An 11,958-nucleotide genomic window follows, 5' to 3' on the forward strand; every position below is an offset into this window, starting at 1 on the left:
TTATAAAGCTTTGCGAGTTATATCACTTTCATTAAATTTTATTAGAATACTTGAAAATTTGTTAAAGCTGTTCAGATTTTAGTCAATAAACTCGAGCTCGATCTCTTTTCCAAGTTTATTAAGTAGTTGGACAACTTCTTCTTTAAGGCTAGGGTGTGCTTGAACAATAATATCACGATGACCTTCGTGTTTATCGCCTTCAATAGTTGAGTAAAAACATAGTCCTTCGTTGGCCTCTAGTTGAAAATAAAAATAGGCTGATTCTTTCTTTGGAACTCTTACTATTGTTTTAAATATTTCACTCATAAAATACTCGACTACTTTGTTTTTATCGTTGGAAGACTTTGCCTATCCACGAAATTTCATTGACTTAAACGCTTTGTAACCTAAAATATTATTAAAGGCCACTCTTTTATCAAGTCATGGAGGACACATAGTGAAAGATTTCAGGATGAGATTGCCACTAGTTTCTATTTTTATTTTATCTCTTTCAACTACATCTTGTTCATGGATGGGAAAGAGAAAAACATTGTTTGAGGAAGAGGGGACAGCTGATACTCAACAAGCAAAGAGTCAGATGGTGCCAAAGGCTCAGTATGATCAACTTCTTGAAAAGTATGACAAGCTATTAAAAGAAACTAAAGCTCCAAGTTTGGCCGAGCAATACAAATCGAGTTCTAAACCATCAGCTTCGCAAGAAGAGGTGCAACTTGAGATGATTGATGATCTTGAAAAAGCACGTCGAAACGAATTAGCAGAAACGGTTGATGTTTTTGCAAATGAAGTTGCAGCAAAGAAGCAGAACCAACAAAATGATGATCTTCAATTACAAAAAGAATTAAATTTATTAAAGCAAGCCGAAGGTCTTTTGGCCCAGAATCGATTAGATCAAGCACTTACTATCCTAAAGGATTTAGAAAGTTCAAAACATGGCCAAATAAAAGTAAGAGCAAAATTTTATTTAGCAGAGATGCTTTTTTCTCAAAATGAATTCGATTTAGCAATGCAGTTATATGAAGAGATTTTAAGGCAACATGCTTTTTCTGGTCTCGTTATTAAAAGTTTAGGGCGCTTAATTGCATGTACTGATAAATTAAAGTTAAAAAAGAAGAATGAAAAATATCATTCAATTCTTCATGACTTCTTTGGCGAAGCATAAGGGTAGATTTGAAAAAGAGAAATCTAAAATTTCTATTTTGTATCGTAGCTATCATATTGAAAGTGAATCTTTCATATGCTCAAGACGATCTTCAAGATCTCGAATTATTAGATGACAAAGATCTTCTAATGCTACTTGAAGAAGAGGCCGATCAACCTCAGCAAACAGATGTTTCAGATGAAGTATTAGAAGATGAATTAAAGTCTTTGAAAAATAATCAAAAAGTTAATCTTCCAGGTGAGGAAGTCTTAACAGAAGAAAATAAAAAGAAAATTAATGAGAATAATGCATCAGGAGCTGATTCAATTGATGAAATTGATATTTTGGCCGAAGATGTAAAGTCAGATGTTGAGGTTGTAGAGCCTAGTAAGGCCAATAAGATAAATACCTCTGATAAAAAAGTCTCTCTAGATAAGAACTTATTTAATGTTGGTAAAGAAGAAAAAGAACTTCTTGAGCTAGCTAAATTTGTTGAGAAGAAAATTCCAGCAGATGAGTGGAATGAGTTAGCGACGGCCGCAAAAGTAGATAAGTATGTTGTCCAAGAAGGTGATTGGCTTTGGAAAATTTCAAAGAACCTTTTTGGATCAGGATTTTATTATTCTAAAATCTGGTCAATGAACCCACAGATTACAAACCCTCATGAAATTGAACCAGGACAAATCCTTGTTTTCTCAACAGGTAGTGAAGAATCATTTCCAAAAGTTTCTTTTGGTAGTTTTGATTCTCAAACACCTGAGGATACTAAGGTTGCAGGTGTAAAGGTTGCAAGCTCTGGGGCTTTTTCAAATTATGGTGAGGATATAAAGTCTGATTGGTTAGTTGAGAGAAGAAAGTTAATCGATAAGGGTGCATTCTTTCAGTCATTAACTGAGTCGACATATCAAGATGTTCTTTCGATGACTGAGATTGAACTAAATACTGATTATAAAAAGTATGCTCCTCCTGTTACAAAAGTTCTTATAGAAGAGCCAACTGAGGAATATGATGAGAATGGAATCTCATCTATTGAAAGGCAAGAAATTAATGTCTCGCAAGGGTTCTATTTAAATACTTTTCTTTCAACAAATCATATTCAAGATCTAGGTTATATATCAGATAAGAAAGATGAAGCTGTTTTGATTCATGATAAAGGTAAGGCCTATGTACAATTTGATAAGTCAGTCCAAGTAAGACCTGGAGATCAATTTTCGATTTATCAACCACAAGGGAAAGTTTCTCATGAAATTTCTGATCGAGAAGGGCTTCGTTATTCTATTGTAGGTCAAGTAAAGGCCACAAGAGAACTTGAAGACAATAAATGGGAAGTTGATACTTTCCAAATTGTGGATGTTATTGAACGTGGAGCACGAATCACTGTCTATACGCCAAAAATTGCAAAAATCTTTCAAACATATAATTCACGTCGTATTGAAGCAGCAATTATTGGAGCATTTAAGGTTCAAGAAAGAGGCTTAGCTCTAGGAGATGTCATTTATCTTGATCGTGGTCGTGTTGATGGTGTGGAGCTAGGAAATATCTTTGAGATATATTCTTTTAGAGATCAGGGAACAGGAAAGAAAATTAGTTCTCAACCAACTTATGTAAAAGGTGAGGCAACAATTATTACTGTAACGGATAATTTTGCAACTGCAGTCATTTCATATTCAAATGATGAAATGGGCCTTGGTAATATTGCCCTGACTAAATCTGAAGCAACTGCAAAGATGGCAGACCAGCTTAGAACTAGTTCACGTGAAAAGGCCTTAGGTGAAAAAGAGAACCTTGCTCTTGAGGAACTTGATGTTGAATTAAATTTAGATAATCTTGGTGAAGACTTATTAAAACAAGTTGATGAAATTCGTATTGAAGAAGATGAGCTTGAAGAGTTAGAGCGCCAAGAAAGAGAAAAATCAATTATTAAAGAACAGGCCCGTGATCTAAAGGAATTAGAAAAGCTTGAACAAGAATTAATTGATGCAGAGACTAAATTGAATGAACAAAAGATTGATGAAGATACTTACCTAGAGCGTCAAGATCTTAACTTAATTGAAAAAGGTGTTAAGACAAAAGATCCTAATGCACTCGAGTCAATGAATGAGATCGAAGCAAAAGAGGGACGCAAGTATATGGATGAAGATCTGAACAGTAAGGAAAATCCTTATGGATTGACTCCATACGACATCGAAGAAATTGAAGAACTATTGAATAGTGATTCAAATTAATCTATGCTAGCAAAAAATATGTTAAGATATTTGAGGCGCGTTTTAATAACGCGCCTTGTTTTTATTACTAGGAGTAAGTGAACATGTCACAAACAGACGTTGTGAGTGAAGCTGCAACAAAAGCTGCCTCTAAGAAGGCCTCGAAAAAAGCAGCAAAAAAAGCAACAAGCAAAAAGAAAACAGCTAAGAAAAAGACAGCAAAGAAGAAGACGGCCAAAAAAACTGCAAAGAAGAAAACGGCCAAGAAAACTGCTAAGAAAGCGAAAAAGAAAACTTCTGGATCATCTTTAAAGGACAAAGACTATAAACTGGTTATAGTGGAGTCACCATCTAAAGCTAAAACAATCAAAAAATATCTAGGACGAGGATTTCAAGTCGTTGCGTCAAATGGACATATCAAAGACCTTCCTAAGTCAAAACTAGGTGTTGATATCAAGGATAACTTTCAAATTGACCTTGTTCCAATTAGTGGGAAACAAGCAAAGATTGAAAGGATCCAAGAACTTGCCAAATACGCTAATGAAATCTTTCTCGCACCCGACTTGGACCGTGAGGGAGAGGCCATTGCATTCCACCTTTCAGAAGAAATTGGAAAGCGAAAAAAAATTAGAAGAGTTATCTTTAATGCCGTAACTAAGAAAGCGGTAACAGAAGCGGTAGAAAACCCGACAGAGCTAAACGTCAATATGTACGATGCTCAAAAAACTCGTCGTGTTCTCGATCGTCTAGTGGGTTATAAAATTTCTCCGATTCTTTGGGACAAGGTTCAGCGAGGGATTTCAGCTGGTCGAGTTCAATCTGTTGCACTAAGAATTATTGTCGAAAGAGAAGATGAAATAAAAGCCTTTATTCCTGAACAGTGGTTTTCAATCCACGGTGATATGGAAAAAGATGGCAAGCTTTTTGAAATTAAATACTATGGTGAGACAGCAAAGAAGAAGACTGAACTTACTGATGAAGAATTCACAAAGAAGATTGTATCAGATGTAAAAGGTAAGGAATTTGAAGTTATTGACGTTAAAAAACGTGAAAGAAAACAGAATCCAACTCCACCGTTTACAACTTCTAAGCTTCAACAGGAAGCGGCCAATAAATTAGGTTTTACGGCCAAGAGAACAATGATGGTTGCGCAAAGACTTTATGAAGGGATTGCAACAACGGACTTTGGAACTGTCGGTCTTATTACATATATGAGAACGGACTCTGTTAGAACTGAGCCAGAATCATTAAATGCCTTACGTGAATATGTTAAGGATCAATACGGTGAAAAGTATTTATCACCAGAGCCTATTGAATATAAGAAAAAGGGAAGTAGCAAGGTTCAAGATGCCCACGAGGCCATAAGACCTACTTCTTTAGAATATACTCCTAATCAACTTAGAGGAGATCTTGAGCCAGATGAGCAGAAGCTTTATGAGCTTATTTGGAATAAATTTATTTCATCTCAAATGAGTCAGGCCATCATCGATCAGACCGCTGTAACTTATGAATGTGAAGGTCACTTCTTTAAGGCCAATGGTTCAATTATTAAATTTGCTGGTTTTAGAACTGTTTATATGGAAGCAGCGGCTGAGAAGGCATCACGTCGCGGTGGAAATGACGATGAAGATGATACAGCAAAAGCAACAGGTGAACTTCCATTAATTGATGTCGGTGAGAAGATGAAGGCCAAGAATGGCCCTAATGAAGTTGAACATTGGACTTCACCACCTCCAAGATATAATGAAGCCTCACTGGTTAAGACATTAGAAGAAAAAGGTATTGGTCGTCCTTCGACTTATGCTTCGATTATTTCAAATATTCAAGATCGTGGTTACGTGGAAAAGGTCGAAAACCGTTTCATGTCAACAGAGCTTGGAACAGTTGTATGTAAAATGCTTATTGAATCCTTCCCTGATGTTATGGACGTTGCTTTCACAGCAAACGTTGAAAAGCTTCTGGATAAGATTGAAGAAGGTGAGATTAAGTGGAAGAAGGTTCTAAAAGAATTTTGGCAAGGGTTTGAAAAAACTCTTGAAAAAGCCAAAGAGGAAATGAAGAACCTTAAAAAGCAAGAGATCCCAACAGGAATTCACTGCAAGAAATGTGAAGATGGTGAGTATCTTATTAAATGGGGACGTAATGGTCAGTTCTTAGCTTGTCGAAACTATCCAGATTGTACTTCAACTTTTGACTTTAAAAAGCACCTTGATGGAACTATTGAAATTCTTCCAAAAGATTGGTTCCGTGATCCATGCCCTGAGTGTGGAAAGCGCCTTGAAGTTAAAAAAGGTAAGTACGGCCGTTTCGTTAGATGTGAAGAATATCCAAAATGTGAAACAACACTTCCATATACTATTGATGTAACTTGTCCAAAGTGTAAGGTTGGAAAGTTTGCAGAGAAGAAGTCTCGTTACGGGAAAATCTTCTATGGTTGTACGAATTATCCAGACTGTGAAACTGCATTATGGAATGAGCCAAAAGTTTATGACTGTCCAGCATGTGGATTTGGTGTCATGGGTGTGAAGGAAACAAAGCGTTGGGGGAAACAACTTCAATGTCCTGAATGTAAGCACTCAGTAGATTGGGATACGACTCCATTTGCTAAAGAAGACGAAGAATCTAACAACGAGTAACAAAATGATAAATAAAGATATGGCCCTTGTTTTTTGCAAGGGCTTTCTTATGGGCATTGCCGACTTAATCCCAGGTGTTTCTGGGGGAACAATTGCATTTATTACGGGAATTTATGATAAGTTGCTTTCAACAATAGCAGCGATAAATAAAGACCTTATTAAAGATGCACTTACTCTAAATTTTAAAAGTGTTTCCCAAAGAATTGATCTAAGGTTCTTGATTCCACTTGCAGTTGGTATTCTTGGTGCAATGTTTTCGCTTGCGAGACTAATGCACTATCTTATCAATCACCATCCAGTTCCAACTTGGGGCTTATTTCTGGGTCTTATTTCATCTTCGATAATTGTTATTGCTAGAGATCTAAAAGATCGAAAAAATCCAATGAATCTCTTAATGGTTTTATTGGGAGGCATGCTTGGCTTCTTTATTACTCAGCTTGTTCCTGTCACAACTCCTACAGATCATTGGTTTATCTTTCTTTGCGGACTTATTGGAATTACGGCCATGATCCTACCTGGTATCTCTGGCTCTTTTATTCTGCTTATCTTAGGTAAGTATGAATACGTTACAGGTGCTTTGAAGAATCCTTTTGCTGATGGTGCTTTTGTTATTATTGGTGTTTTTGCCATTGGCTGTTTAACAGGTCTTCTAAGCTTCTCTAAGGTCTTAAATTACTTTATGAATAACTTTCGTGAACGTACCATGGCATTTTTAGTGGGAATACTTTTTGGAACTCTATCTAAAGTATGGCCTTGGCGCGAAGTTACTCAATCTGTCGTTATTCGTGGAAAAACGAAGATCTTGGCCGAACGGGCCTTTTTTCCAACAACTCTTGGTGTAGAGGACTTCATTGCAATTGGTCTCATTCTTTTTGGTTTCTTCTTTGTTCTCTTTTTAGAGCGCGGAGCTACTAAGCCATAAATATTATTGTCTTGTTGAGTGTCTTGACTTTTTGTTAACTATCTTTAATATCTGTTTGGTAAATCAAACACAGGAGAAACAATGAAGAAGTTTTTAGTAACTCTTTTGCTTGGTGCGTCGTTTGCAAATGCAGCAACAACTCAAGAGCTAGAAAGAAAAATTAATATTTTAACGAAAGAAGTACAAGACATTCAGTCTCAAGGTCTTTCATCAAGAGTAAGCCTTGGTGGTTATGGGGAAATCGTTTTCAAAGATAACTCAGACTCAAATGCTCAATGGGACACTCTAAGAAATGTTCTATACGTAGGGTATAAGTTTAGTGACAAGTGGTCATTCATGACTGAAATTGAAATTGAGCACGCTGATGAAATCTATACTGAATTCGCAGAGATTCGTTATGCACATTCTGAACTATTAAACTTCAAGGCCGGTCTACTTCTATCACCACTTGGTCTTGTTAACTTAGAGCACGAGCCAACTCGTTTTATTGGTGTTAATCGTCCAGAGATTGAAAAAAATATTATCCCAACAACAATGCGTGAAAATGGTTTTGGTGTTTATGGTACTTGGAAGAACTTAGACTATAAATACTATATTATGAACTCTTTAGAAGGGTGGAGTAACGCTGATGCTTCAGGTTTTGATGCTGATGGTGTTCGTGATGGACGTCAAAAAGGAGCTAAGGCAGTTGCTGGTCACTGGTCACATATTTTAAGACTAGATTATGGATTTGATTTTGGTCTTGATCTAGGTACTTCTGTATATGTAGGGACAACGAATGGTGACGCTCAAGGTGAACACAATATTTATGATGTTCACTTAGCATATAACTACAAAGGCCTAATGGTGAAAGCATTATATGTTTATTCAACACTTGATGGTAAAGAATTCTCTGCTAAGTCAGGAAATGTTGTTGCTGACGTAATGCAAGGTTATTATGTAGATCTTGGATACAATATTACACATAGTAAAACTTATACAATTATGCCATATGTAAGATATGAGAGTTATAATACTCAAGATGATGTTGACGCTACTGTAGGTGTTGCTGATAAGGCCAATGATAGAACAAACCTAACAGCAGGTGTTATGTATAAGCCACTTGATAAAGTATCATTCAAAGCTGACTACACAAAGTATGAGAATGCTTCAAATGTTGGTGAGTCTGAGGCTTTCAATTTTGGAATTGGATGGGAATACTAAATAATTCTATATTTTTTGAAGTGGGGAGAGTTCTTCTCCTCACTTTATTTTTTTCCTATAGCGCCGAGGCCGGCCTAAAAGACACCCTTGCACGTAAATTTCCCAAATGTCATTTTGTAGAAAAATCGAAGTTCTTAACTGAGAAAGAATATAAGATGATTAAGTCAAAGTTTCCCACTAGAGATGTGAGGAGATTCTATTCATTTTATCAAAGAGTATGCAATCAGAAGAGTTCCTTTGATTTCGTATTCTCAGATATTGTGAGAACAAAGAGACAGCTTGTTCATATTCATATTGAAGATAAGAAGCTAGAGAGTTTAAAGGTTGTTAAATTTGAAGAGCCCTCAGAGTATCGAGTAAAAGACAGCTGGCTTAAGAAATTTAAGTCAACTCTTCCAGATAGTATTGATATTGTATCGGGAGCAACTCTCTCGTCTAAGAGTACAAAATTTCTAGTGTGGTTATCACTATACTTACAAGGTGATATACTTAAGTAAGTAATCATGACCAGAGCAGAAAGAAATACAATATTCACAATCAATTATCTTGTTCTCATAACAAGTATTATCTACTTCATTGCAAAGTATTTTTTAGCAATAGAAGGGGAATGGGGACCCGAAACTCACCCTCTTACAATTATTTTCCAAAAAGTTCATGTTTTAACAGTTCCTTTTCTTATCTTTGCCGTTGGAATGATTTTCTCTAATCATGTTTGGAAGCGTATTGAAAGTGGATATAAGAAGTCTCGAACTTCTGGAATTTTTCTTTTGGTTCTTCTTGTTTTGATGAGCTTAACTGGATATTTAATTCAAGTTGTTGATGGACAAGTCTTTAGAGAGTATTCAGCTTATCTACATATCGCTGTTTCTGTTATTTGGAGTGTGGTCTTCTCTTATCATCACATTTCTTCAAATCGCAAAAGAGCCTAGCTTTTCATCAATCATATCGCCAATAATATGTGGCCTTACTAAGTGATATGCATAGAACATATGGAGGCATCTCAAATGATGAAAGTCTCTAAGTCCACCGATCCCATTTTCAGTAATCATTGGCATCATATTTTCTGGTAGTTCAAGATTTAATTCTTTGAATAATTCAATTCTTTCATCTCGATAAGACTCATGAATAGACTTCACTTTCTCTTGTAGCTCTTCACTATTATTGATTTTATTTTGTAGCTCTTTTGTAAATCCTTGTCCCTCTAGATGACTTATCTTCTTGTAAACAATAGGGTCAACAAGCCAATAGATTGTTGGAAATGGGACTTTGTCTACAACAGGGGAAACTTTTAGAGATGCTGGTGCACCTTCTTTGGTTCGAGCTGATATCTCAAGCACTCCACGGGCTTCTCGTTTTAAAAAGCTTTCAATTTTTTCGATGTCTTCTTTAGTCGCTTCAAGTTTCATAATTAGAATAAAGTTACTCCAACCTTATAGAAGATTGAAAAGGAGTTAATATCATTTCGAGCACTACTTTCTTTGACGATTTCTACTTTTGTTGGATCAGTTCGATCTATTAGTGTTACTTTATATGATCTATGGCCAGCAACAGAGACTTCAAGAAAGAATGGATAGCGACCAATTTCTTTAATTTGTTCAATTCCTACAGCTAGTGCACCACCAAAAGAGTCATAGTTTAGCTTAAGGTCTCTATCATTTGAGTCTATATTAAAACCATCGAGGCTTAGTGAACTTAATTGCCAGCTAGGGCCAAATTTAACGTATGCTTTAAACTTTCTAAAGCCGATAAAGTTTAGATATTCAATTTCTAGATCAGGAGTATTAAATCTTAATGTTGGTGTAATTGTAAAAGAACGAAAATTTCCCGAACCACTTAGAATATTTCCTTCGTAACCAAATTGAAGATCTTTTGCGCGGCCAAATGTTGTATGGGACTCAACACCAATTTCAACTCTTTCATAGCGATATGAAAATTGGGTATATATTCCAAAAGCAGTCGATTCATCACGATCTTCGATATTGTAACGATTTTCAAACTGGTCATCATCAAGCTCGTTAAATAGCATTTTCTCAAGTGTTAAACCTGTTCTTAAATAGTACTCATAAGGCTTAGCAGATATTGTTATGCCTGAGATGATTAAAAGAAATATAAGAAATCTCTTAAAAACTTGCATGTATAAAATATCCTATGGATTTCTTATCAAAGCTTGGAGCAAACATTGCTGAAGCTTTTATTCCACGTCCTTCAAATATTGAAGAGAAAAGGGTCATTGGATTAATTAAGTGACCAAAAAATTTTGAGACACTTCCACCGTTATTTAGCAGTTCCATGGAAAGCTTTTCAAAACCATATCCCATAACGGCCCCAAGTACAGGTGTTTGATATAGATCTTGCACAGAAGCTGGCTCTGTATACACTTCAATGAAGAATTCAAAAACGGTACTAGAGACAAAAGTTAAGGCCAGTGAGTCTGAGTAGCTATAGCTTCTTGCTCGGTAGTATAGGAACATTTGTGAACCAGTATAAGGGTGAACCATATAGTTCCAAAAAGGTTCATCTCGATCAAAGACGATGCGACCAAAGTTCTTACGATAAACTTCTAAAGAACCTTCATTTTTTACAGTATCCCATTGTGTTAAAGGGTATGCGATTAATGAAAGTCCAAAAACAAAACTGAGGTCTTCAAAAACTTCTTGTTTGGTGTGTTCACGATCTTTGTAGAAGTAACTTTCTTGTGCTAAAGAATTACTTCCTAGAAGTAGTAGAAATGGGAGAAGGTATATAAATAGTCTTTTCACGATGACTTCTTATATAAATTTATACTCATTCTGGCCACAAATACGAGCTAAGGTTTTTAAATGATTAAGGTTTTTAAATATATTTTTCTTACGTTTGTTTTCTTAAATACATTTGCTCAAAATTCTAAGTATCTGATATTTAATAAAGACGTCGATACGATATGGTCTCCGGTTCAGCTGTATATCAATGGTTCCTTCGACGTTATTCAAAACCCATATTGGTTTAACCAAGAAAACTATTGGAAAAAGCACAAAGAAGTATGGAATGAAGTAAAGGATCCCTTTCATGAGATTAGAAAAGAGGGAAGCTTCGGTGAGTTCTTCAAAGAAGAATTTTTAAGCGATAGGGTACTTCCAAATATATTCTTGCATACTTTTGGTGGTGCCTACGAAACCAAGAAACTTCTTGAATACGCTGATTATTACGAAATAAAGTGGGCAAAAACTTTTTCATTCTTCGTAACCTATGCGATGCACTTTGGTAATGAAGCAAACGAAACAGATCAACCTGAAGTCTCTGCTTATGATCACATCGCAGATCTCTATTTCTTTGATGTCGCAGGTTTCTTTCTTGGGCTAAATGATGATTTTATGAACTTTATGATCAATGAAGCAGGTATGAGTACTTGGCACTTTATGCCCGTTTACGATATCGAGCATGAAGACTTTTTCAATGTTGGCCTAAATTATGTGTTTCGACCAAAAATACTTCATTATAAAAATATGAGACCTCTTCTATATCTAGGAATGATGAATATGGGGGGAATTACTTTTGATGTTGGTGATCTTTCCCATTCAGTTGTTGCAGGACTTGCTTTAACGAACCCTCTAGAGAGAAAAGGACGCTTCGTTTATGGTTATTATTTAGAGACTCTCGGACAACAGGCTGCGTCACTTCTTCTCAATGGCTCTGAAGACTTTCGTGTACGACTAAACCTTTATCCAGCACTATTTAAACATTACTCTGGAACTGTGCGCAACTTCGCTCTGATGCTTGGGCAAACAAAGAATGAGGATTTTGCTTTTGGAATCAACTATGAGCTGCCTGTAAGTATTGGATACTTAAATTGACACAAGCTTGACTTGAAAGCTTTCT

At 35.9% G+C, this 11,958-nt stretch carries 12 protein-coding genes; 8 read left to right on the forward strand and 4 right to left on the reverse strand.

Features of this window, described 5'->3' with window-relative positions; all coding sequences use genetic code 11:
• Positions 1–78: 78 nt before the first annotated feature.
• Positions 79–306, reverse strand: coding sequence for a DUF4911 domain-containing protein (locus tag ACMAZI_RS04855; RefSeq protein ID WP_114705329.1), 228 nt, complete (start codon positions 304–306; stop codon positions 79–81).
• Positions 307–436: 130 nt separating this feature from the next.
• On the opposite strand from ACMAZI_RS04855, the gene ACMAZI_RS04860 reads away from it, so the two are divergent.
• The 7 genes from ACMAZI_RS04860 to ACMAZI_RS04890 all read left to right on the forward strand — a co-directional run bounded on the left by ACMAZI_RS04860 (position 437) and on the right by ACMAZI_RS04890 (position 9,032).
• Positions 437–1,159 (forward strand): tetratricopeptide repeat protein, encoded by a 723-nt coding sequence (locus ACMAZI_RS04860; protein WP_158536727.1) that lies wholly within the window; start codon positions 437–439, stop codon positions 1,157–1,159.
• An 8-nt stretch (positions 1,160–1,167) separates the two neighbouring features.
• A complete protein-coding gene (locus tag ACMAZI_RS04865) occupies positions 1,168–3,363 on the forward strand; it encodes a LysM peptidoglycan-binding domain-containing protein (RefSeq protein WP_412473661.1) in 2,196 nt (731 codons plus the stop codon).
• 83 nt (positions 3,364–3,446) lie between these two features.
• Positions 3,447–5,978 (forward strand): type I DNA topoisomerase, encoded by a 2,532-nt coding sequence (gene topA, locus ACMAZI_RS04870; RefSeq protein WP_133296849.1) that lies wholly within the window; start codon positions 3,447–3,449, stop codon positions 5,976–5,978.
• Positions 5,979–5,982: 4 nt separating this feature from the next.
• Positions 5,983–6,900 carry a DUF368 domain-containing protein gene (locus tag ACMAZI_RS04875; protein WP_412473660.1) on the forward strand — a complete coding sequence of 306 codons (918 nt, stop codon included), beginning with the start codon at positions 5,983–5,985 and terminating at the stop codon, positions 6,898–6,900.
• Between the two features lie 81 nt (positions 6,901–6,981).
• Positions 6,982–8,103 (forward strand): hypothetical protein, encoded by a 1,122-nt coding sequence (locus ACMAZI_RS04880; RefSeq protein ID WP_114705324.1) that lies wholly within the window; start codon positions 6,982–6,984, stop codon positions 8,101–8,103.
• A 260-nt stretch (positions 8,104–8,363) separates the two neighbouring features.
• Positions 8,364–8,600 (forward strand): FMN-binding protein, encoded by a 237-nt coding sequence (locus ACMAZI_RS04885; protein ID WP_412473659.1) that lies wholly within the window; start codon positions 8,364–8,366, stop codon positions 8,598–8,600.
• Between the two features lie 6 nt (positions 8,601–8,606).
• The gene (locus ACMAZI_RS04890) at positions 8,607–9,032 is read left to right on the forward strand and encodes a hypothetical protein (protein WP_334678161.1); all 426 of its coding nucleotides are present in this window, start codon (positions 8,607–8,609) and stop codon (positions 9,030–9,032) included.
• On the opposite strand, the gene ACMAZI_RS04895 is transcribed toward ACMAZI_RS04890, so the two are convergent.
• Genes ACMAZI_RS04895 through ACMAZI_RS04905 form a run of 3 tightly spaced genes read right to left on the reverse strand, consistent with a single transcriptional unit; the run spans position 9,012 to position 10,862 of the window.
• Positions 9,012–9,509 carry a DUF501 domain-containing protein gene (locus ACMAZI_RS04895; protein WP_412473658.1) on the reverse strand — a complete coding sequence of 166 codons (498 nt, stop codon included), beginning with the start codon at positions 9,507–9,509 and terminating at the stop codon, positions 9,012–9,014. The two genes, ACMAZI_RS04890 and ACMAZI_RS04895, sit on opposite strands and share 21 nt — an antisense overlap.
• Before the next feature lie 2 nt (positions 9,510–9,511).
• Positions 9,512–10,237 carry a hypothetical protein gene (locus ACMAZI_RS04900; RefSeq protein ID WP_412473657.1) on the reverse strand — a complete coding sequence of 242 codons (726 nt, stop codon included), beginning with the start codon at positions 10,235–10,237 and terminating at the stop codon, positions 9,512–9,514.
• Positions 10,224–10,862: a DUF3943 domain-containing protein gene (locus ACMAZI_RS04905; RefSeq protein ID WP_114705319.1), complete on the reverse strand. Its 639-nt coding sequence runs from the start codon at positions 10,860–10,862 to the stop codon at positions 10,224–10,226. The genes ACMAZI_RS04900 and ACMAZI_RS04905 overlap by 14 nt, the downstream gene beginning before the upstream one ends.
• 60 nt (positions 10,863–10,922) lie before the next feature.
• Between ACMAZI_RS04905 and ACMAZI_RS04910 the strand changes: the two genes are divergently transcribed.
• Positions 10,923–11,933 carry a hypothetical protein gene (locus ACMAZI_RS04910; RefSeq protein ID WP_114705318.1) on the forward strand — a complete coding sequence of 337 codons (1,011 nt, stop codon included), beginning with the start codon at positions 10,923–10,925 and terminating at the stop codon, positions 11,931–11,933.
• Positions 11,934–11,958: the final 25 nt, after the last annotated feature.

The sequence above is a fragment of the Halobacteriovorax sp. YZS-3-1 genome, assembly GCF_047084945.1.
Lineage (GTDB): Bacteria > Bdellovibrionota > Bacteriovoracia > Bacteriovoracales > Bacteriovoracaceae > Halobacteriovorax_A > Halobacteriovorax_A vibrionivorans.